The organism is Calothrix sp. FACHB-168, assembly GCF_963889195.1.
Taxonomy (GTDB): domain Bacteria; phylum Cyanobacteriota; class Cyanobacteriia; order Cyanobacteriales; family Nostocaceae; genus Aulosira; species Aulosira anomala_A.
This window is the reverse complement of the sequence record NZ_CAWPNJ010000016.1, coordinates 131511-153567: the sequence shown is the minus strand read 5'-3', so window position 1 is coordinate 153567 and position 22057 is coordinate 131511. Positions and strand designations below refer to the sequence as shown.

The following is a 22057-nucleotide window of genomic DNA, read 5'->3' as shown; positions in this document are numbered from 1 at the left end:
TATCTTGGCGTACTTGGCGTACTTGGCGGTTCATTAAAAAAAGATTTTCACAACACTGACGCAGTATTACAGAAGAATAAGCCGCGATGCAAAACACCGTATTTAGAGTAAGATCATCGGGAAGTAAAATTTTTTGATCTTATATGATTCGGCGTCGATTGAATCGCAAAACCAGGTCAAGATTTACCATTTCTTTATTGTTAGCATTGATCGCCTCAATTGCTGTTTTGCAACTTTCAGCAAAACCCACTCCAGCCATAGATAAACAAAGCCATTACGCGATACATATCCGCCAAAATTTTAATCAATCTCGCTTTTATCCTCTTGACAAAATTCCCCCGGCTCAAATTTATAAACCAATTGCTGATTGGGTGGGTAGATTAATTTTACCAACAGAACAACAATTACAAGATGGTCAAGATTGGGTATGGATGGAAGTGCAATATGCGCCTGCGAATGCACAAAATTTGGTTGGTACGATAGTGCGTTTAGAATGGCAAAATAATCCAGATGTCCTCAATTACGTTGAATCTGTCAAACAAGATATAAATTTCACTTCGGAAATCTTAGAAAGCTTAAAAAAAGGTAACATTCATCCTGTGCGCTTAAATGGAGTGCGTCAGGTAGGGGTTTTACGTTCTTTAGCTGGTGCGAATCCTGATGATGAGACAATTGTGGCTTTAGATGGGACGACAAATATTGCGACAAGCGGTAAAACAAATATTTTACAAATTGAGCATGAACCGATTATCGTGACTGGTAGGTTTTACGGGTTAGTCAAAATTATTAATCCGATTAAAAATATCAATAAAAATCTTTTATATTCCCCAGCAAAGCCGCCAAATGATTATTTTTTAGTCCAACATTATAACCCCAGTTCTCAGAAGTTTGATGGCGTGGAAGAAACTATTCGCATTCCCCAACAAATTATCGATACACGGAATTTTGCACCTTCAAGCATCCAAGCAATTGAAAAATCACCGGCAGGTAAAGATGGGTGGTATATTTATGGTGCCCAAGATGCCAAAAATGTATTTACTGTCAGGGCGCTTGTACCTCGTTCTTTATTGCAAATTCAACCCCGTCAAATTATTAATGACGAGCAATTAGCAATCAATTATATTCAAACTACAAATTGGCGAAATCCTGCAAAAAATAAAGGCGAATTGAATACATTATTGTTAGCTCCCCAAAATTCGCCCAGTGAATCTATTGTAAAATGGCAGGAAGGCGATAAAGCGATCGCACTGCATCTGTTTGGCGGCATTGGCGGCAATAAAGCAGAATCTCTAGGAGTACCATATACAGTTACCGGACATTTTGCTTTTGGTATCGCTGAAGTTATCCGCGACGAGTTTACGCAAGAATTACAGTTTGATCCTCAATATTATCAAATCTATACCCATAACCCCGATGGCATTATTGCTGCTAAACATACATGGGCTGATTATATGGGTAATTTACAACGCGGTTGGTTAGCAACTCGCCCAGTATCGGATATTCTCATCAAATTTCCTCCTGTCACCCAAGATTACAATTTTGACGAGATGAAAATTTCCCCTTTAGACGAATTCCAGCGACAATTACAAGTCACAATGGCGCGTTATCGGGTTGGCGATGGTACTGGTGGGGCAATGGTATCACCTGCTACTTCATGTATCCAAGACTCCAGCCAAGCACTATTTGCAGCTATCCTCGCAATTAAAAATCAAGTCGCTGCAAACGATAAAATTCAAACTTGGTTAAAAGCCAACACCAATCATCCAGAAGCATTACGCTTTCAGCAGCTAATGAAATTAGGCGAATCACTAGATAAACAATTAGCACCCTTGGGTATAGTTCGCGCTGATTGGCAAAGTCAAGCTGGTATACTAACGGGGACAGGAAGAGACAAAACCCAAAAAGTATTTCAAGATCATAGTATTTGGGCTGGTTTGACAACATGGCGAACTATCATGCCAAGACAAGCCCATGATGACTTTGCCACGATATTCTTAACACATGGGGCGATGATGCAAGTATTACGCACCAATCAAGTAGGTGGTTGGCAAGCGGATATTATACCAATTGCGCCAACAATATTGTTAGGACAAATTCAGCTTCCCTTTACCGATATTGCACCATTATCATTGCTGTTGAATCGGTTTTTAGCTTCATTAGCAATTCCCACAATCCAAGATTGGTTAGTAATTGTTGTCATGTTACTAATTTATAGCTTGATTGCCTTACCTTATGGACAGAAATCTCAATTTTTAAATATACAAGTTTGGTCGGCAAATTGGAGACATAAAAGTTTGTTAAGCTTGCGCTGCTTATTTGCACCCGCATTGCTGGAAGAACTGATTTTTCGGGTATTTTTATTGCCTCATCCTAGCGAACATAGCAATTTTCTCACCTGGAGTTTATCAGCAATAGTCAGTTTATTACTATTTATTTGCTATCATCCATTAAATGCTAAAACCTTTTTTAAAGCTGGCAATCCCACCTTTATGCAGCGTGATTTTTTGGCTTTAGCTACATTGTTAGGGATTATTTGCACTGTTGCCTATAGGCTAACCGGTTCTTTATGGGTGATAGTTTGTATTCACTGGGTTGTAGTCGTAGCTTGGTTAATTATGTTTGGTGGTATCGCCAAATTAGATCCTCAGCAAAAAATTTTGCCATCTAAGATGTAATTATGCTGTAAAATCAAGTGGTGGAGTGTTAAGCGATCGCCTTCACTAGCACTCAGTTATGACTATTCTGTTTCAGAAAATAATTCTTTAATTTAACAGTGGAGCTAAGCGGATTCGAACCGCTGACCCCTTCAATGCCATTGAAGTGCTCTACCAACTGAGCTATAACCCCTTGAGAAGCCTTATCTATTATGCCTAAACAGATGAGGTTTGTCAACAATAAATCGCTCGTGGCTACCACATAAACAAGTACTCAGCAGTTGAATTAAGAAACTTGTAGCAGGTAGCTCATACAGTGACCCATGAGAAAGTAAACTACTAACATAGCAGCAGCCGCTAGGGCGACTAATGTACCAGCTAACATTAGTGAGAATTCCTTGTGTTCAAAGGCTTTCTCCATCAGGTGTAGTGACCAAGCCACTAGTGCTACATCAAATAATAAAATAGGAATCAACATATTTGTTAATATTTATTCATACTAGTTAATTCATAGTAACACTGTTTTGGGGAAGCGTCTCTGACCTGGGATAGATGTGGCTATAAGGATAATTCATGGTTTAGTTAAGCATTCTTACTGGAATAGAGCGATCGCGCAAATAATTTTTGATTTGTTCTACACTCAATTGTCCGTAATGTAATAGCGATGCTAATAATGCTGCTTCAGCCTTCCCCTGGGTGAGTGCAGCATAGATATGTTCGCAATTTCCAGCACCACCAGAAGCAATGACAGGAATTTGCACAGCATTAGCGATAGATTTTGTCAATTCCAGGTCATAACCGGCTTGAGTCCCATCAGCATCCATACTTGTGACTAATAATTCTCCGGCTCCCCGTTTTTCAACTTCTTTCGCCCAAAGTAAGGCGTCTTTACCTGTATTTTCCCTTCCACCACGCACGTACACATCCCAGCCTGGGTTTTGTGGGTCATTTCTGCGTCTAGCATCAATAGCAACTACTATGCATTGATTACCAAAGCGATCGCTTGCCCGATTAATGAGGTCTGGGTCGCGTACTGCCGCAGAATTAATACTAACCTTGTCTGCCCCAGCTCGTAACAAACCTTTAACATTTTCTAAGGTTTGAATCCCTCCCCCCACAGTCAGGGGAATAAAGACCTGTTCAGCCGTTCGGTAAACTACATCAATAATTGTGTCTCGGTCTTCATGAGTCGCCGTAATATCCAGAAACACTAACTCATCAGCACCGGCATCATTGTAAACCTTAGCCAGTTCTACCGGATCGCCTGCATCTTTGAGGTCAACAAAGTTAACTCCTTTAACAACCCGTCCCGCCTTCACATCTAAGCAAGGTAAGATTCTTTTAGATAACATAAAATTTTTTTAACTCCTGGGTAATTGTCCGGAATTTAAATTTTAAATGGGCGTGCGTCTTCTGTTGCGAAAATCTTTGGATGCCTTGTTTATGCCTAGTTTTGTAGCCTCAATGTCTCTCACATAGTCCTCAAGTTAAAGTTGATAGCTGAATTATGGCGATTATCTCCTCGAAAAAACAGCCTCAAGAACCCAATGGACAACCAAAAAAGCAGTCGCAGGAATCTGAGAAAGCTTCTTCTCATCAAGAACTTTTGCAAGCCGAAGCTGCTGTGGATGAACAAGGTAAACAGGAAGAAAGTATTCGGCCACAGCGATTTGCCGATTACATTGGTCAAAAAGACTTAAAAGATGTGCTAGATATTGCCATCAAAGCTGCTAAGTCACGAAGTGAAGTGCTGGATCATTTGCTACTATACGGGCCGCCGGGATTGGGTAAAACCACAATGGCAATGATTTTAGCATCAGAAATGGGGGTAAACTACAAAATTACAAGTGCGCCTGCACTAGAACGTCCACGGGATATTGTAGGGCTACTAGTGAACTTAAAACCAGGGGATATTCTATTTGTCGATGAAATTCATCGGCTTTCGCGGATGACAGAAGAAATTCTTTATCCAGCAATGGAAGATTATCGCTTAGATATTACCGTTGGTAAAGGTTCCAGCGCCCGCATCCGCAGTTTACCCCTATCAAAATTTACCTTAGTGGGAGCCACAACTCGCGTTGGTGCTTTAACTTCACCATTACGCGATCGCTTTGGCTTAGTCCAAAAACTGCGATTTTATGAAGTTGATGAACTCAGCAAAATTGTACTCCGGACTGCGCAATTACTCCAGACCCCAATTACAGAAGATGGAGCCACAGAAATTGCTAGGCGATCGCGCGGTACGCCACGGATAGCAAATAGGCTACTTAAACGTGTCCGTGATTATGCTGAAGTAAAGAAATCTGGAGAAATTAACCAAAGTATTGCTGGGGAAGCATTACAGCTATTCCAGGTAGACCCCTGCGGTTTAGATTGGACAGACCGCAAAATGTTGAGTGTGATCATTGAACAATTTAATGGCGGGCCAGTGGGCTTAGAAACCATCGCCGCCGCCACAGGAGAAGATACTCAAACAATTGAAGAAGTCTACGAACCATATTTGATGCAAATTGGCTATCTCAGCCGCACCCCCCGTGGGAGAACAGCCACAACCGCAGCGTACAAACATTTAGGCTTTAAGCCACCTAACGAACAGATGTCTTTGCTGTAATGATTTTAGATAGGAAATGGGTATGGGGCATTGGGCATTGGCTAAAAGTCAAAAGTCAAAAGTCAAAAGTCAAAAGTCAAATAGAATTCTTAATTTTGAATTTTGAATTGTTTGTCCTCCTTGTCCCCATGCCCCATGCCCCATGCCCAATGCCCTATGCCCATTACAGATAGACACAAATCGACAAATTAGATGATTCAGTTAATTAGTATTTTTCTCAGTCTGTTGGTTGTGTTTGGCTGGGCAACACCAGTCATGGCACAATCTCTACAACCCACATTTACGCAAGAGCAATTAGAACAGGGAAATGAATTGGCAAATCAGGCGTTTGCAGCCACAAATAAAGGTGATTTTGCCACGGCTGAAGGTTTCTGGACACAGATAATTGAGCAATTTCCCACTAATGCAGGCGCATGGAGTAATCGCGGAAATTCTCGCGTGAGTCAGAATAAGTTACAAGCTGCACTGACAGATTACAACAAAGCGATAGAATTAGCGCCAAATGTGACTGATCCTTATTTAAATCGCGGTACAGCATTGGAAGGTTTGGGTAAATGGTCAGAGGCGATCGCGGATTATAATCATGTCCTAGAATTAGATCCGAACGATGCGATGGCATATAACAATCGTGGTAATGCTCAAGCTGGGTTGGGTAATTGGGAAGATGCGATCGCAGATTATAAAAAATCCGTAGAAATTGCCCCAAATTTTGCCTTTGCACGCGCTAACTACGCCTTAGCTTTGTATGAGACTGGAAAAATAGACACAGCTATTCGCGAAATGCGTAATATTGTTCGTAAATATCCGAAATTTGCCGATATGCGTGCTGCTTTAACTGCTGCTTATTGGGTAAACGGAAATCCAGGCGAAGCTGAAAGCAATTGGGTAGCCGCTTATGGGCTAGATAACCGCTACAAAGACATTGATTGGGTACAAAATACCCGTCGCTGGCCTCCTAGCATGATAGCTGCTTTAGATAAGTTTTTAAAACTTCAGTAGCATCAGCTATTCTGCTTTTAAGTTGCACAATTCATTGTCATAACTGTTGACCGTTGACCGTTGACCGTTGACCGTTGACCGTAGGGGCGGGTTTATTTAGATCTTTGTTGATCAACGAGGATATCTGTGAACCCGCCCCTACAAAAATTAACAGCCCTAATTAGTATTTAGACAATTTAGCAAGCACTTTCTTGATTAACTACGAACTCATCAATTTTATTGGTGAGTTCTTTTAATTAGGTAGGAAATTTTTAAGAAATATTGCTAAATTATTGCAATAAATAAATAGCGATCAAGTTTAGTAAATACATGGTGCGGATAGAAAATAAGGTGCTACATTAAGATCAAGGTACAGAAAGGTTAAAAGTTCATCAAAACCTTTGATATTAGAGCCTGTGCCTCCTGCTCTAATTTCCTCGCATTTCCCCACTCAGTTGTCGCATCCGTTTAAGTGTTTTCGCCTTAAGCTCATTGATAGATAATTGTCGTGGAGGTGATATAACGTATAGCCAGAAATACCTGCCTAGTCGGATCGTGGATGCGCAAGCAGTTCTGGTTTGAGAGATGGGGTTGCGAAAGTTGTCCTTAGTTCACATTAGTTTAGTTATTTCCTCTGAATTTTAAAATTTTCTCGAACGATTACGTTCTCAAGGAACCGCCCAAGCTACCGATATTCTCCCATCGTAGCTAGAGGCGGTTTCAACTGTTTTGGTCAATGGTCAATAGTCAATAGTCAATAGTCAATAGTTGAAACTACTAAGCAGAGAATAAATCAATAATCACCAGTGACAACTGACAACTGATTGTACAGACGCGATTAATCGCGTCTCTATTGACTAATCAAAGTAATTACCGTGACTTCTGGGGGACAAAATAAGCGTCCTGGGCGATAAGTTCCTAAACCTCGGTTGACGTATAGCTGATTATTTCCTACTTGGTGAAAACCTTGCGCCCATTCCCAATATCGCACCACTTTCGAGAAATCTCCTAAAAATAAAGACACCCAAGACCGCAATTTTTTGGGTAGTTTTTTCAACAGCTTTTTATAGTGAAACACTAAAGGGCCAATACCTGGTAATGCAATATGTCCTCCGTGGGTATGACCAGATAGCTGTAAATCTACTCGCCATTGTTCCAATATTTTAGCAGTATCTGGGTTATGAGATAAAACGATGCGCGGTGTAGTGGAGTCTATTTGATTCATGACTGGCGCAGGTTTAAATTCTCTTGACCAATAATCAGCTAATCCAACTAAGGGTAATTCTTGACCTAATGGATAGGCGATTTGATTCCATAAAACATTCACGCCAATGCTAGTAAAAGCATCCGTAATTTCTGATTTTGATTGGTTGTAATGGATATCATGATTACCGAGTATGGCATAAATACCATAGCGACTTTCTAAATATTTGAGTCGTTGCACCAATCTGTAAATTGGGGAGGGATCGTCAGTAACATAGTCACCAGTTAAGACAACTAAATCGGGTTCAGCTTCATTACTACGCGCGATCGCTTCTGCTAACATAGCCTCAGATAGTCGCATTCCATCATAATGAAAATCAGACAATTGCACAATCTTTGTTCCCACTAAAGATGCAGGTAGATCTGCAATCTTAACCGTGATTTCATCTACCCTTAAATGTCCTGTAAATAACCAATGCATAGTCCAATATAAACTCCCAATAGCAGCGCTTACAGCTTACCAAAAAATAAAATCTATCTTAATTTATTTGCTATAAATTACAGCACTTTTTATTTAGCGAAAAAATATGTAATACGTAAAATAATCAATTTAATTACGAATTTATTTGTAATTTTGTTACTAAATTACTCTCGTTGTAAGGTGATGACTGTCACTTCTGGCGGGCAAAATAAACGCCCAGGTAGATAAGTTCCTAACCCGCGATTGATGTATAATTGATTTTTTCCTACTTTATGGAAACCTTGTCCCCATTCCCAACGATGTACTACAAATTTATCGCCACGAAAATAGGGAATTCGACGCCGCAATTTTTTAGGAATTTTTCGCACGATTTTTTTGTAATACTGTAATGCAGGCCCGAATCCGGGAATGACAATTTGTCCACCATGAGTATGACCAGATAATTGTAAATCTACTCGCCATGTTTGCAATAATTCGGCTGTGTCTGGGTTGTGAGATAAAACAATCCGGGGAGTATGATTTTCTAGCTGATTCATTACTGCTACAGGGTTAAATTCCCTTGAGTAAAAATCTGCTAAACCCACCAAAGGTAATTCACTCCCAAATGGATAGGCGATTTCGTTCCAGAGAACTTGAATTCCAATGTTATTTAACGCCTCTGTAATTTCTCTTCTTGATTGTTGGTAACATATATCATGGTTACCCAATATGGCATAAATACCAGCGCGACTTTGAAGATGTTTGAGATGTAAAGCTAATCTATGAATCGGTTTTGGATTAGCATTGACATAGTCACCAGTCAATAAAACTAAATCTGGTTCGGCTTGGTTACTAACTGCGATCGCTCTTTTTAACATCGCTGTCGATAAGCACCAATCATCATAATGGAAATCTGACATCTGCACCAGCTTCTTACCTTGTAAGGAAGCAGGTAAATCTGCAATCTTCACCGTCAATTTCTCGATACTCAACGGCCCAGATAGTAACCAGTGCATAAAGCGCAATAATTCTAAATATTAGCGCTTATAGCTTAACGAAAAATTATGCGATCGCCTGTGCAAATTATACAACTTCTTCAAAACTTCATGATTATTGGTGCATCTTTATGCATTTATACTTAAGATAATAAAAATGTGTTTTTGCTGAATAATGTTGTTAAGATTAGCTAATTTGAATTTTCTTCGCTAGAGTCACAGATCCAGCTACTACGAAAAAAGCTAGCTCAGAAAGTAAAAATGCTCCTAACGCTCCAATTAATCCTTGTTTAACTAAAAGCGATACTAAAGCCGTAGCACCAGCAGCACCACCAAAAAATAAACCAGTAGCTAAACCTGCTTGATGTGGTGGTAATTTTCCTAAGCAAAAGGGAATCATGCTCACTAAAATTAAGCTAACACTGATACCAAAAGCAAAAATATAACCAACGATAAATGTATCGATATCGTTTAATAATGCTAATCCCATTAAGCCTGTGAGGCTACCTAAGCCGAGTAACAATGCTTTATTCGCGCCTATTTGTGCTGTCCATTCGCCAAAAATTACAGCAGCCATTGCCGATATAATCAGGATGCTAGAGGTAATAAATTCTAATCTTACCGCCGGGAATTGACGTTGTAATTCTTGGGGAAATACGGACATTAACAAATTTATTTCTAACCCTGTACCTAAACCAACGACAAACAGTAAAATTAATAATAAATTGTGAGTTTTAGTGGGAATCTCTTCATTAGCAGAATCAGGTTTCCAGGTATGCGCAGGAATTAGCGATCGCAAAATATATGCAGCCATCATTAAAGCGATCGCAGCTAATAAAAAAGTGATTGACGCACCCAGATTATTTAGCAGAATTCTTAATATTGGCTCAAGTGAAGCCACAAAGCCAAAGACGAAGACTAAAACCGCATTCGCCTGGGGTAATTCGCTCATCGGCGCAAACTGGATTAATAATGCGATCGCCGGGCCGCGAAATATAATCATCGCTAATAACCACCCAGTCATTAATACTGGTATTAACCAACGGATGATTCCGTGTAAATTTTGTTCCACTAATAGGGAAATAATCGCCAAAATTAACCCAGCTAATGTTACCCCAACACTAATCATCGGTAGGCGATTACCTATTAATTGTTGTAAGCGATCGGAGAATTTACCTATTATCGGTTCGGTAACAATAGCTAATAAACCTTGGATAATTGCTAACCAACCAACCAATTCACCAAATTCTAGTTGATGTAAAATTTTTGGCTGATAGAAACTATACACTATCCAACTGAAGATAATAGCCGCCAATAACGCCGCTAATCCCCAAACCTGTTGCCATAAAATCTCTGTCCGAGCATCAAAAGTTTTCACCAAGATCGTGCCTCACTTTCTTGTACCAGTGGTGTGATTCCGGGACAAGTCTGATAGGAAAACCGCATTATAAATTGCCTAATGCTGATGTCGCAACCCACCTATTAATTGATACTTACATTTGGCTTGGGAAAAATATGCACTTAATCAGCCAATAATTATTTATTATTAGCAATAAATTCATCATTTACCCATCACAAAAGCAAGTTTATTTTGCTGGTAACAAGTATTATTTTGCACATTCAAGCCCAATGCGAATAATTTATCCATGCAGCAAGCAACATGATAATTTGTAATTACCAACCAACAGATATTTTTTATTTTATTAATTTTGTTTGTCAGGGAATTAGGGGTTGATACCCATCAAAAAATAAAATTCTGCCAAAGTTATTAGTTATTGGTCACGAGTTATTTGTCAACAGTCGTGAGTTGCAGATTTTGGGAGATTTTAAGGTTTAAAATCAATATTTCGGGGAGCATCCCAAATGTGCAAAAACGCCCTCACCCTATAAGGGTGGGGCTAGAAATACGAAGCCTGCCTACCCTTCGGGAACGTCTTCGACGAACGCAGGCTATCAAACTTCTAGCCTGCGAAGGCAGGCTTTGTTGGTATAGCAATACCCTTCTAGGGTATTGCGTCAAAATTGGGATGCTCCCATATTTCGGCTAAATCCACCCTGACAACTGTGAAGCATATTGTCCAGAGAAATGGGCGATTTTAACCGATATTGTTGACTGATGACTGTTAACTGATGACTGTCAACCGTCAACCATCAACCGTCAACGAGTTTAACGAATGCGATTGTTACCTATGAGTAAATTAGCGATCGCCTGACTAATAGGTTGACCTGTAAACTGTTGGTAGTAAGTAAATCCCGGTGAAGGATTTACCTCAAAACAGTACCATTCACCCGTTGGTGTCCGGCGTAAATCGATACCGCAAAGTGGTAAATTCATGGCTTTTGCCAATAATCTACATTGCTGTTCTACTTCTTGTGGTAGATAACAAGCACGAATTTCTGTAGATTCATCATCCTCTGCTGCGTAGCGGTAATCATCAGCTTGAGAAACTATCTCGCTGGCGAAAACTTCAGTCCCGACAACATGAACGCGGTAATCTCTCCCCGGTATGTACTGTTGAAACTGAGTCGGACACCAAGCTACATCATCAAGTCTTTCCAGATGTTCAACTCCCAGACGGGAGACTTTGCTGCGAATACCGCTAATTGATTTATAAATTACATTACCGTGAAGTTGCCAAAAAGCGCGTACAGCTTCAGGATCTGTAGTCACAAGCGTGTCCGGAACTTTGAACCCTAACGAGCGAATTTGCTCTAATTGGTAAGGTTTAGAACCATTAGCCGCCATGAATGAAGGGCGATTGATAACAAATGCAGGTGTAATTTCTGACCAACCCATCAAAGTATCATCAACCGCGATCGCATGTTGCCAAGCTGGACTATTTGCCCCTAAATCGGTAATTTGCGGCAAACGGCGGGAATCGTAAGGGCGTAAGTAAGCTGCGGTAATTTCGCTCAATTCGATTTTTTGATACCAAGTACGAATTTGTCCTTGAATCGGTCGCTGTAAATCGCCTACACAAAGTTCAATTTCTGTATCTAAAATATCTCGTTGGTCGAGGATAACAGTAGGTACGCCTAAATGATTGAGTTCTGAGTAGACTGCTGCTAAAGGAGATTCCTCGGAAATTCCCCACAATAAAATCAACATTTGCGATCGCCTCCACTCAGATATTTAAATATGGCATCGCTGACATCTGGTATAGAAATATCAGTCCACAAGTCAGCGCCCACAAACTCTGCTGAGGCTTCGCGACTGCTAAAAGAAACCGTCAACAAATCAACTTGCGCCGCATCAGCCAACCGTCTAGCATAAACTTTTAGCTGGTTATCAACATCACCTAAACAGCGATCGCCCACCACAATCACCTGAACTCCAGCTGGTTCGCTTACCTGGGAATTAACATGAGATAACAGCGAACTTTGTCGCCGGACTGGACGTACCGCAATACCCAGTTGAGCAGCTGCATAAGCCCATTGTTCCAATCGCCAAGCAGGCCCCAATAAATATGTTGGTGTCGGTCGGTTCAAGACTGGACAATTGAGGCTAGACAGCCAAGCAATCAAAAAGGCATTCATTTCCCCAGCCACATATACCCGGTCTTCCGGAACAATGTGTAAAAGTTCCTGTGGTAAAATTGTCGGTAGGCGAGAGAGAACACCAGTAATTTGATCGAGAGCGATCGCGCGCTCACCTACCACTGCTTGAGAATCTGCCGGAGAATTTAAGTATTGTCGCCATCCCACCACGGACAAATCTTCAGGTGTCAGAAGGCTTACACCATCAGCCGCCCAATTAGCAACCAGCGCCTCGGCGGCTTTGTCATGGCGACTGGCGACAACAACTAACACCCTGTTTTAATTCCTTGGTTGATTAACTACTTGTTGACCAACAGTTGGACGTTCTTGAGCTTGGATAAAAGACTTACCATTTTGGGTATTACCCATCTGCTGTTCTATTTGATCCAAACGTTGAGCCATCAAACCAATTAATCGTTGTAAATCATTTCCCGCATTTACAGGAATTGGATTTGCCAATTGATCGATTTCTGGAAGTTTTTCAACTTGAACTTTCTCGAAGTCTTTCTCTTTTTGAATTTTCTCAAACTCCTTGACTTCTATTTTCAACTCCTTGCTCATTTTGGCTACAGGGCCGGAAAGAGTAAACAGGCTACCACCAGTAGATGTGGGTATAGAATAAGCCAATTGATCCAAGTCAAGATTGCGAGATGATAGATTTTGAGGTAAGAATGTACCTCTATGTTCCGGTGTCAATAGCAAGTTAACAGGAGTAGCCGCAGAAGGAGAATTGACGAGAATTTCCACATATCCGCGAATCTCTAATTTTGCAGCTTTGACAATCTCTATTTTGCTCACATCAGGCAGCAAGGTAAGCAAAGCTGTATCATTAGCTCGAATAGCCAAACTAAAAGTAAATCTGCTAGGATCGCCAGGAACGGGGATGAGATCGCTAAAGTCATTAGTTCCTTGAACATCAGTGATTGTCACTGTATCTGCGACATTTAACGCTGGTGTTGTAGCAGTAAATTGCAACGTCAGTTTGACATCAGAATTACTAGTATTAGCAATAGTCAAAAAGTAACCTTGAACAACGGTACGCGCAACAGCTTCTGTACCAGGAGCAGTAACAGGGGTAATTGGTTTGACTAGTAGTTCAAAAGTAGAAACTAAAGTAGGTTTTTGTCTAATGATGCCGATTGATATGTCTGTCATATATTTGTTTACAGAGCAACTACATATCAAACTTAACTTTCTAGATTGGGTGATGGGTATTACCCCTTAGGGTACCTTTTTCTGGCAAACAAAGCCCTTCTGCACAATCAATCCTTGTTGACACAGGCTACTGGACTGACAAGCCTAAAATGTTGCAATATAATTTTCTTGTGGGGTGGACATCTTGTCCGCCCAGGACGGGCGAGACGCCCATCCCACAAGAGTTTTCCTAATGCACTATTTTAGCTGTGTCAGTCCAGTAGGTTGGGTTGAGGAACGAAACCCAACATTTTCGGCGATTTGTTGGGTTTACACACGATAAGCCCAACCTACATTTATCCTTAACTGAAGCATATTGATTTAAATTGGTGTAATGCGATCGCTTTTTGTATTAGTTGCAAAAAAAATCAGGGACATAGTATAACTATATCCCCTAAAAACTACCAGCAAAGAGAAAGATAAATTGTCCTAGCTCTTAACTAAAGGTAAAACTTGATATTCTACATTTGGCGTAGTTCCTAAATATTTCAGCCATCGAAAATTAGAAGCCAGCGCTTCCCAAAATGTAGGATAAACATTATACTTAACCCCATACTCTTCACATAACTCTGCCAAAATAGGCGCAATTTTCGGATAGTGAATATGACAGATTTGAGGAAATAAATGATGAACAACTTGATAATTTAACCCGCCCAAATACCAATTCAGAAAATAATTCTTGGGTGCAAAATCTACAGTAGTTCTAATTTGAAAAATTGCCCATTCATCATCAATTTCTTCTGGTTGTCCATCTGGCTGAATAAACTCTGCTGTATCCATTACATGCGCCAGCATAAAGACGATACAAATCCAAAAGCCATAGGTCATGTGAGTGATGATAAATCCCACTAATGCTTGTATTGGGCTGTATCCAACAGCAATGGGTATTCCTAAAAACAGTGCTAGCCAAATAATTTTACCGCCAAACAAAATCAGCATATCTAGCGGTTTAGGTGTAGGAACTACATGGGAATGATATTTACGCTTAAACAGAATGATATGTATATCAGCAAAAGACCAGTAAATAGGAATGATTGTATAGATAGATAAAATAAAGATATGTTGAAATCTGTGATACCACTTATGCTCCATATAAGGAGTCATCCGCACTAAGCCATCACCATGTATTTCCACATCATGCCCTAAAATATTGGTATAAGTATGATGTAAAAAATTATGCCGATATCGCCATAAATAACTGGATAATCCAATTACGTCATATATCGAACCTATCAGAGTATTCACCCATTTTTTACTCGAATAACCACCATGATTAGCATCATGTCCAATACTAAATCCTACAGCAGCAATACCCAAACCTAAAACCATACAGCCAATTATTTTTAGCCAGATTTGCGGCGGGCCGAACAGAGTAAATGTCCAAGCAGAAATCACCCATATTGCAATAGTGAACGTTTTAAAATACATTGCCGGATTATCTCTAGTAGCAATGTTATTAGACTTAAAATAAGCATCTACTCGCTTATTGAGTTCTTTTCTAAAACCAAGGTTTTTAGTAAAAGTGACTCTTGTTTCTGGTGTCGTTGTCATAGAATTTGCTCGCGTAAATTTCCTGTCGAAACATAAAAAGCGTAGGGAGATATGCAGTATCAATAAACTTCAAATCTCCTAACCTACGCTTAGAGTTCACTTCAGACAATATTGTCTATTGATGAACTTTTATAGCGTTTACTATGAGATGTATAGTAAACTTTTCCCCCAGAATCTGGTACAAAATGACAGCTTATACATGAACGCCATACAGACTTCCATATTGGTTCGTGAGACTCACGGAAAAATTCCCCCATTACAGGTTTAATTGCTGCAGTTGCTTTTAACAAATTGTAGTGAGGAATATTGAGAAAGATATGGTGAGCTACATGAGTACCAATATCGTGATGGATATGATTGATGAAACCGTAATTACGGTCAATGCTAGAAATAGCACCCTTTAAGAAAGTCCAATCTTCTCCTCGATACCAGGGGATATCTGGCTCAGTATGATGTAGAAAAGTTACTACATCTAGCCAAATAATAAACACAATGTAGGGTACGGCGTAATTTTTTAATAACCACATCCAACCCCATTGATATGTGAGAAACCCAAGTAAAGCTACCATGCAAGTCCATAGGACAGTGCTAGTAATCACATCCCATTTTTCTGATGGCTTGAAAAGTGGGCTACCGGGTAAAAAGTGAGAACCCTCTTTATTAGGAGAGCGTTTAAACAGATATACCGGATAAGCCAAGAAAAACACGTAATATCGGCCTATCTTTTGTTCCCACGGCATTTCTTTATATTGTGATTCGCTCACAGGATACCAGCTTTCATCATTATCGATATTGCCAGTATTAAGATGGTGGGTTCTGTGGCTAATTCGCCAACCATGATAAGGGACAAGTATTGGTGTATGTGCAAGATGACCAATCAAATCGTTGAGCCATTTTTTCTTAGAAAAAGATTGATGTCCGCAGTCATGTCCAACTACAAACAAAGCCCAAAACATTGTTCCTTGCATGAGCCAAAAAATCGGCCAGAAAAACCAAGAATCTAGGTAATTAGCCACTGCATAGAGTAGACCAATAATCAGGATGTCTCGGAAAAAGTAATAAAGAGATTTACCTAAATTTGGCTGAAAACATTCAGGAGGGATTGCAGCTTTTAATTCCTGAAGGGTAAAGGGCAATTTTGGTAAATTTGCAGATGATTGTGAGCTAGAAGCAGGGATTAGCTGAGGGTTATTGGCAGGAATACTATTTAATGACACTGGATTCGATGAAATGTAGATTCTAGTCTTGCTCTGAGCAAGGATAAAGTTACCTCTGCAATGGAAATTCTGGAAGACATTTCTGTTCTCAAAAACCCAAACGAGGATGTTTCTGGCAATTTCTTAAACAATTTTCATTAAGAGAAACTGCCAGAATTAAGATTGCTAAACAAGGTTAAATTAAAACACAGATCAAGACATAACTGGTCGGAATCATATTATACAACTCCCCCAGTTATACTTCATCTTTGATTTATCGCCCTGCATGATATTCGTCAAATGTGATATAGCCCACATCAGTGACGTAGAGTTGACATTTATTTGTAATTTCCTTCATTAATGCCCAAGAAAATTTACTTTCATCATGTAAGTAAGGCTCCCAATTTTCTTTGATGCTCTTGTAAGCTAATCGCAGATTATAAGAAGGAATTGCCGTAGATAGATGATGTGGTACGTGGACATTGATATCGTGGCAGAGAAATTCTATCCAGCGTGGATAATCACAATGAATAGTACCAGATAGTTGTGCTAGTGCCTCGTTCCACTTGTTAGCGCCGACAAAAGGAACATCAAAGGTAGTATGGTGAACAATTGTGAAAGTACTCATCCAAAAATGGTAAACCATCCAGGGTAATAGCCAAAATTTGACAAATCCCCAAATACCTGTTGTGGCGATGAGTAGAGGGAAAGTAACTGCGGCAAATAAGACGACTACAGCCACAGAAAACTTAATGCTGGATTGGTCTTTCTTTTGAAAATTCCGCCAATCAAAATGGACAACTGCCCAATGTCCAATAGAACCTACCCACCAGAGACGGTTACGCATAAAGCCTTCAAATACTGCTTTGCGGAATGGGCCCCAAGTTTCAAATACTTCTGTTCTAATTGGATGCCAAGCGTTGTCTTCATCCAGTTTATTTGTATGTTTATGGTGATGATTGTGCTTAATCCGCCAACTGTGGAAGGGATAAATCAAAGGTAGGAGTAATACATGCCCGACTAAATCATTTACCCAACGACGGTTAGCAAACGAACGATGACCGCAATCATGGGCGATGACAAAAAAACCTGTTAAAGCAGTGCCTGTAAAAATCCAAGCAAAGGGTAAAAGAAACCAAGGAGAAATAGCGATGCTGACGTAGCCTAAAGCAACCATCAAAACTGCGATCGCTACATTTGTCCAAGCTTTAAACCGATTTTTTTTAAAGCACTCCTTTGGCAAGGTTTTAATAATATCTTTTAGCCTTAGGTCGGAGTTCCCAAGGTCATAAGTTTGATTTTGATTTTTGATTATTGATGTAGTCATGAAAACCTGAAAAACAACACAAACTATCACCTACACACCACAAAGTGGTTTGCCGCAAAGTTTCTTAACATTAACGTTTTGGATTATAGCAACCTAACCCATCCTGTATGCGGAATTAGTGAATGGATATTTTTGTTGCTAAGAAAACTTTGTCACTAATTTACTGTCTACAGTCAACCTTCTCATGTCAAGGTTGGACTGAGCAGCATTGACTGACTTAGGATTTTTTCTCTGCTAGCTTTACATTTGTAGCGAGACCAAGCAGTTGTAGCAATTGAATCGTCATCCAAGTCAGATCAATTTCCCACCATTCCAAGCCGTGACGAGCTGAATATTGGTAAGCGTGGTGATTATTGTGCCAACCTTCGCCAAATACCAGTACAGCCACCCACCAGCAATTGGTTGAGTTATCACCAGATTCATAGGTGCGGTAACCGAACTTGTGAGTAGCACTATTTACCAACCAAGTGCAGTGGTAAACCCAGACAATCCGCACAAAAATTCCCCAAACAACCATCGGCCAACCACCTATCGCCAATAGCAACAAACCCAAAGCCACTTGGACAAGAATAAAATATTTTTGCAAAAACTGATAAACTGGGTCTTCGGCAATGTCTTTAGTGAAGCGAGGAACTTCAGCGTGAGCGGGTGCGTGATAAATCAGCCAACCCATATGGCTCCACCAAAAACCCTTATTAGAATCATGGGGGTCTTTTTCCGTATCCGAGTGTAGATGATGGATACGGTGTGTACCTACCCACTCAATTGGCCCGCCTTGACAGGCGAGAGTTCCGAAAAGCACCAGTAGATATTCCAACCATTTGGGAGTTTGAAAACTGCGATGGGTAACCAGGCGGTGAAAACCCAAAGTAATACCTAATCCACCAGTTATCCAGTAGAGCAATAAACCGACACCAACTGCTGTCCAGCTAAAGTTGCTAGGTAGCAAGGCAAACAGCGCTCCGATGTGCAACGCAGCAAAGAATAGGGTATTAACCCAGTTAATTTGAAGTTTGGTTGAGGTAGCAATTGTCATGAGAAACCTGAATAGGAACGGTTAAGCCTAATCTGCGCGATCCCAAAAATCCGCATATTTATTTAATTTTTAATGAGGAACCAATGAACAGCTTGGAACAGCTGCGGCAAGCAGAACAGGCACTGTTAGAGATTTTTTCTGGAATTGACGCTCAGGTCAAGCAAAATCTTCAACGAGTTTTAAATGCCTTTCGTCACCAACGTGTAGGGGCACACCACTTTGCAGGTGTAAGTGGCTACGGTCACGATGATTTAGGAAGAGAAACTTTAGATAAAGTATTTGCCGAAGTAATGGGTGCCGAGGCTGCGGCAGTACGGGTGCAGTTTGTGTCTGGGACTCACGCGATCGCTTGTGCCTTATTTGGTGTGTTGCGTCCTGGAGATGAAATGTTAGCAGTGGTCGGTTCTCCCTACGATACGCTCGAAGAAGTCATTGGTTTAAGGGGTCAAGGACAAGGCTCCCTTATTGAGTTTGGCATAAATTACCGCCAATTAGACTTAACTAGCGAAGGAACTATAGATTGGCAGGCTTTAAGTACTAGCGTGGCTGATAACACAGGTTTAGTATTAATTCAACGTTCCTGTGGTTATTCTTGGCGACCAAGTTTATCGATTGCCGATATTGAAAAAATTGTCAAATTAGTCAAACAGCAAAATCCCAATACTGTTTGCTTTGTAGACAATTGCTACGGCGAATTTATCGAAACCCAAGAACCCACCCATGTGGGTGCCGATTTAATGGCGGGTTCCTTAATTAAAAATCCAGGTGGCACTATTGTCACCGCCGGTGGTTATGTCGCCGGTCGCGCTGACTTAGTCGAAGCAGCAGCCTGTCGCCTGACTGCACCGGGAATTGGCAGTTATGGCGGTGCTACCTTTGACCAAAATCGCTTGTTATTCCAAGGCTTATTTCTCGCACCGCAGATGGTAGGAGAAGCGATGAAAGGCACTCATCTGACAGGGTATGTGTTTGATAAATTAGGTTATCCTGTCAATCCTGCACCTTTAGCGCCCCGTGGCGATGTCATTCAAGCCATCAAACTTGGTTCCGCCCAAAAACTAATTGCCTTCTGTAAAGCCGTACAACAGAATTCACCTATCGGTTCCTACCTCGACCCCATCCCCGATGAAATGCCGGGGTATGAGAGCCAAGTAGTCATGGCTGGGGGCACGTTTATTGAGGGTAGCACCTTAGAATTTTCTGCGGACGGGCCGTTGCGTGAGCCTTATGTAGTTTATTGCCAAGGGGGGACGCATTGGACGCATATTGCGATCGCATTGGAAGCGGCAATAGAAGCTGTGGGGCCTGCTTGAGGATGGTTATCTAAGTAACATGAGTTAGGATTGTCTCACGCAGAGACGCGGAGGCGCAGAGGAGAATGATTGAGAATGAGATTTCGGGTACAGTTGTGGATGCTGCTTACAAGGTTCATACGACATTGGGGCCAGGTTTACTGGAATCAGTTTATGAGACAGTTATGGACTTTGAGTTACGCAAGCGAAAGTTACAGGTAAAAAGACAAGTAATAATTCCGGTTGTTTATGAGGGTGTAGTTTTGGATGAAGGCTTTCGTGCTGACTTGATCGTCGAAAATAAGATAATTGTTGAACTCAAATCAGTAGAAGCCGTTCATCCAGTACACAAAAAGCAGCTATTGACCTACCTGCGCCTTGCTGATAAGCGAGTTGGATTGCTGATAAACTTTAATTTCTCACTCATTAAAGACGGTATCTCACGCATAGTTAATAGCCTCTAAAAACCCTCTCTGCGCCTCTGCGCAACGGCAGTCGCTACAACGGGGGGAACCCCCGCAACGCGCTGCCTCCTCTGCGTGAGCTATTCTTCCGGTAACTTATACTGCTCAACAATCCGTTTAGCATACTCCGGCACATGGGCTTCCAACTTCTCCGGATGATTCCGCTTCACATATAAATAATTCCGCGTAAAGTGAGAATCAATGGAAAATCGCGCATATTCTAAACCTTTCGGGCCGATTCTCTCAATTACCACACCCATTAATTTTGCTGCCCACATTGGTAAAGTCACAGCTTTATCGTAAGCCGGAATGCTTTGCTGTACAGCTTCTTTACGATTACCTTCGGACATTACAGGTTGAGTATCTAACTGGTCTTTTACCAAGTCCAGCATTTCTTTACCTGTATCATTTCTTACCACAATCCATTGCCAGCCAAAGGGTGCGCCCATGTAACCGACAACTAAATCGGCTAGGGAATTAACGTAATCAAAGCAACTCATACATGAGGGGGCAAAGACATCTTTGAGTTTATTAGTCTTTAAGCCAAAGAATGGCACGGTTTCTGTAGAACCGTCCTCATGTTTGAAGTGAACGCGGAAGTCTTGCATAAATTCATAATGCACGACTGTTTCAGGCGATCGGCTGGTGGTTTCTAAGAATTTTTGCAGACCAGCGCGGGTGACATTATCTACGCAAGGTGTACCTAAAACATAGAGCTTTTCTAAGCCTAGCTGTTTTTCTACGGCTCTTAATGCCTGGATTTGGCAACCAACGCCAATCACTAATAGCCGCTTCATCCCAGATTTTTCGATTTGCTCTAAAACTGAAAGATTGGGCGATAGTGTTGGTTTATTTACTCGCGCTGCCAGTATTTCCTCTGGGGTACGGGCAATGATCGGCATTGGTTGAAAGCGATCTTCTTTGGTGTTTTGCACGCAAACAACACCTTCAACTATGCCGCGATTCAACATTTCAATGGCGAGGGAACTGACAATACCCGTCCATTGTGCGCCTTCGATGGGCTGCTGTTTCCGCGCCGCCATCATGTCTTGATGAACGCCGAAGTAAAGTTCATCGGGGTTATCGAGGTTACGGGGGCGGTTGTGGGCTTGCGTTTCTAAGTCGCCGATCTGCTGATTAATGAAAGCGCAGGCTTCTTTGACGTAGTGGATGTAGTATGTATCGCACAATCCACACTCGCTGCACAGTTCTTTAGCAGGGCGGCGGCTAGTGGGTTTTAAGGCTTTGGCTTTTTTATGAGGAGAAACCGAAGTCATATAAATTCGTTGTTTTATCCAGGCATCGCTTTTACTACAATACCTTCATAGGCTATGAACTTGACGATAGAAATTGAAGATGAAGAGGATAAGCTTTTTCTAGCGGTAGTGATAGATTGTTCTGATGTGCTGGCTTATGAGCAGATGAAGGAATAAGTTGTTGCTGGATTTTTTGAACGAACCGCGAAGTACATAAAGGGCACGAAGAAAAGAAGATTTTACTAATGATTTCGGATAATTTATTAAGGAAAATTGTAGAGGCAGGGCATCGATAGTCTTTCG

The 22057-nt window shown here is 41.0% G+C and carries 18 protein-coding genes and 1 tRNA gene; 5 read left to right on the top strand and 14 right to left on the bottom strand.

Annotated elements, in window-relative coordinates; translation table 11 throughout:
* Nucleotides 1-143 precede the first annotated feature (143 nt).
* A complete protein-coding gene (locus AACW45_RS09400) occupies nucleotides 144-2675 on the top strand; it encodes a CPBP family glutamic-type intramembrane protease (RefSeq protein ID WP_190632731.1) in 2532 nt (843 codons plus the stop codon).
* Nucleotides 2676-2774: 99 nt separating this feature from the next.
* Here the strand turns inward: AACW45_RS09400 and AACW45_RS09395 are convergent.
* From AACW45_RS09395 to hisF, 3 genes are all read right to left on the bottom strand, one after another.
* A tRNA-Ala gene (locus AACW45_RS09395) sits at nucleotides 2775-2847 on the bottom strand.
* 93 nt (nucleotides 2848-2940) lie between these two features.
* Nucleotides 2941-3132 (bottom strand): hypothetical protein, encoded by a 192-nt coding sequence (locus tag AACW45_RS09390; RefSeq protein WP_015128896.1) that lies wholly within the window; start codon nucleotides 3130-3132, stop codon nucleotides 2941-2943.
* Nucleotides 3133-3232: 100 nt separating this feature from the next.
* Nucleotides 3233-4006, bottom strand: a complete 774-nt coding sequence (hisF, locus tag AACW45_RS09385; protein ID WP_096643680.1) for an imidazole glycerol phosphate synthase subunit HisF — start codon at nucleotides 4004-4006, stop codon at nucleotides 3233-3235.
* 155 nt (nucleotides 4007-4161) lie between these two features.
* Here hisF and ruvB point away from each other — a divergent pair, with 155 nt between their 5' ends.
* Together ruvB and AACW45_RS09375 are read left to right on the top strand one after the other, a co-directional pair.
* A complete protein-coding gene (gene ruvB / locus AACW45_RS09380) occupies nucleotides 4162-5265 on the top strand; it encodes a Holliday junction branch migration DNA helicase RuvB (protein WP_190632730.1) in 1104 nt (367 codons plus the stop codon).
* 192 nt (nucleotides 5266-5457) lie between these two features.
* Entirely contained in the window at nucleotides 5458-6264 is an 807-nt protein-coding gene (locus AACW45_RS09375; protein ID WP_190632729.1) for a tetratricopeptide repeat protein, read from the top strand.
* Between the two features lie 829 nt (nucleotides 6265-7093).
* Here the strand turns inward: AACW45_RS09375 and AACW45_RS09370 are convergent.
* The 10 genes from AACW45_RS09370 to AACW45_RS09325 form a co-directional block, all read right to left on the bottom strand.
* On the bottom strand, nucleotides 7094-7927 hold the full coding sequence (locus AACW45_RS09370) for a metallophosphoesterase (protein ID WP_190632728.1): 834 nt from the start codon (nucleotides 7925-7927) through the stop codon (nucleotides 7094-7096).
* A 164-nt stretch (nucleotides 7928-8091) separates the two neighbouring features.
* Nucleotides 8092-8922 carry a metallophosphoesterase gene (locus AACW45_RS09365; protein WP_190632727.1) on the bottom strand — a complete coding sequence of 277 codons (831 nt, stop codon included), beginning with the start codon at nucleotides 8920-8922 and terminating at the stop codon, nucleotides 8092-8094.
* A gap of 166 nt (nucleotides 8923-9088) precedes the next feature.
* On the bottom strand, nucleotides 9089-10279 hold the full coding sequence (locus AACW45_RS09360) for an MFS transporter (protein WP_313933772.1): 1191 nt from the start codon (nucleotides 10277-10279) through the stop codon (nucleotides 9089-9091).
* A 789-nt stretch (nucleotides 10280-11068) separates the two neighbouring features.
* Nucleotides 11069-12010 (bottom strand): ATP-grasp domain-containing protein, encoded by a 942-nt coding sequence (locus AACW45_RS09355; RefSeq protein WP_190632725.1) that lies wholly within the window; start codon nucleotides 12008-12010, stop codon nucleotides 11069-11071.
* On the bottom strand, nucleotides 12004-12711 hold the full coding sequence (locus tag AACW45_RS09350; protein WP_190632724.1) for a hypothetical protein: 708 nt from the start codon (nucleotides 12709-12711) through the stop codon (nucleotides 12004-12006). Before AACW45_RS09350 ends, AACW45_RS09355 begins: the two co-directional genes overlap by 7 nt.
* Before the next feature lie 6 nt (nucleotides 12712-12717).
* Nucleotides 12718-13593, bottom strand: a complete 876-nt coding sequence (locus AACW45_RS09345) for a hypothetical protein (RefSeq protein ID WP_190632723.1) — start codon at nucleotides 13591-13593, stop codon at nucleotides 12718-12720.
* Nucleotides 13594-14061: 468 nt separating this feature from the next.
* Nucleotides 14062-15183: a fatty acid desaturase family protein gene (locus AACW45_RS09340; RefSeq protein ID WP_190632722.1), complete on the bottom strand. Its 1122-nt coding sequence runs from the start codon at nucleotides 15181-15183 to the stop codon at nucleotides 14062-14064.
* Nucleotides 15184-15284: 101 nt separating this feature from the next.
* Nucleotides 15285-16361, bottom strand: a complete 1077-nt coding sequence (locus tag AACW45_RS09335; RefSeq protein WP_313933771.1) for a fatty acid desaturase — start codon at nucleotides 16359-16361, stop codon at nucleotides 15285-15287.
* A 292-nt stretch (nucleotides 16362-16653) separates the two neighbouring features.
* Nucleotides 16654-17706, bottom strand: coding sequence for a fatty acid desaturase (locus tag AACW45_RS09330; protein WP_190632721.1), 1053 nt, complete (start codon nucleotides 17704-17706; stop codon nucleotides 16654-16656).
* A gap of 217 nt (nucleotides 17707-17923) precedes the next feature.
* Nucleotides 17924-18742, bottom strand: a complete 819-nt coding sequence (locus tag AACW45_RS09325; RefSeq protein WP_096643662.1) for an acyl-CoA desaturase — start codon at nucleotides 18740-18742, stop codon at nucleotides 17924-17926.
* An 83-nt stretch (nucleotides 18743-18825) separates the two neighbouring features.
* Between AACW45_RS09325 and AACW45_RS09320 the strand changes: the two genes are divergently transcribed.
* Both AACW45_RS09320 and AACW45_RS09315 read left to right on the top strand, forming a co-directional pair.
* The gene (locus AACW45_RS09320) at nucleotides 18826-20055 is read left to right on the top strand and encodes a methionine gamma-lyase family protein (protein ID WP_190632720.1); all 1230 of its coding nucleotides are present in this window, start codon (nucleotides 18826-18828) and stop codon (nucleotides 20053-20055) included.
* Nucleotides 20056-20120: 65 nt separating this feature from the next.
* A complete protein-coding gene (locus AACW45_RS09315) occupies nucleotides 20121-20498 on the top strand; it encodes a GxxExxY protein (protein WP_190632719.1) in 378 nt (125 codons plus the stop codon).
* 80 nt (nucleotides 20499-20578) lie between these two features.
* On the opposite strand, the gene AACW45_RS09310 is transcribed toward AACW45_RS09315, so the two are convergent.
* On the bottom strand, nucleotides 20579-21775 hold the full coding sequence (locus tag AACW45_RS09310; protein ID WP_190632718.1) for a Coenzyme F420 hydrogenase/dehydrogenase, beta subunit C-terminal domain: 1197 nt from the start codon (nucleotides 21773-21775) through the stop codon (nucleotides 20579-20581).
* Nucleotides 21776-22057: the final 282 nt, after the last annotated feature.

Bases quoted from the DNA above. Each gene is read 5' to 3' on its own strand.
- AACW45_RS09315 (WP_190632719.1), top strand. From the start codon at position 20,121: ATGATTGAGAATGAGATTTCGGGTACAGTTGTGGATGCTGCTTACAAG.
- ruvB (WP_190632730.1), top strand. From the start codon at position 4,162: ATGGCGATTATCTCCTCGAAAAAACAGCCTCAAGAACCCAATGGACAA.
- AACW45_RS09340 (WP_190632722.1), bottom strand. From the start codon at position 15,183: ATGACAACGACACCAGAAACAAGAGTCACTTTTACTAAAAACCTTGGT.
- AACW45_RS09400 (WP_190632731.1), top strand. From the start codon at position 144: ATGATTCGGCGTCGATTGAATCGCAAAACCAGGTCAAGATTTACCATT.
- AACW45_RS09320 (WP_190632720.1), top strand. From the start codon at position 18,826: ATGAACAGCTTGGAACAGCTGCGGCAAGCAGAACAGGCACTGTTAGAG.
- AACW45_RS09330 (WP_190632721.1), bottom strand. From the start codon at position 17,706: ATGACTACATCAATAATCAAAAATCAAAATCAAACTTATGACCTTGGG.
- AACW45_RS09375 (WP_190632729.1), top strand. From the start codon at position 5,458: ATGATTCAGTTAATTAGTATTTTTCTCAGTCTGTTGGTTGTGTTTGGC.
- hisF (WP_096643680.1), bottom strand. From the start codon at position 4,006: ATGTTATCTAAAAGAATCTTACCTTGCTTAGATGTGAAGGCGGGACGG.
- AACW45_RS09365 (WP_190632727.1), bottom strand. From the start codon at position 8,922: ATGCACTGGTTACTATCTGGGCCGTTGAGTATCGAGAAATTGACGGTG.
- AACW45_RS09345 (WP_190632723.1), bottom strand. From the start codon at position 13,593: ATGACAGACATATCAATCGGCATCATTAGACAAAAACCTACTTTAGTT.
- AACW45_RS09355 (WP_190632725.1), bottom strand. From the start codon at position 12,010: ATGTTGATTTTATTGTGGGGAATTTCCGAGGAATCTCCTTTAGCAGCA.
- AACW45_RS09390 (WP_015128896.1), bottom strand. From the start codon at position 3,132: ATGTTGATTCCTATTTTATTATTTGATGTAGCACTAGTGGCTTGGTCA.
- AACW45_RS09370 (WP_190632728.1), bottom strand. From the start codon at position 7,927: ATGCATTGGTTATTTACAGGACATTTAAGGGTAGATGAAATCACGGTT.
- AACW45_RS09310 (WP_190632718.1), bottom strand. From the start codon at position 21,775: ATGACTTCGGTTTCTCCTCATAAAAAAGCCAAAGCCTTAAAACCCACT.
- AACW45_RS09325 (WP_096643662.1), bottom strand. From the start codon at position 18,742: ATGACAATTGCTACCTCAACCAAACTTCAAATTAACTGGGTTAATACC.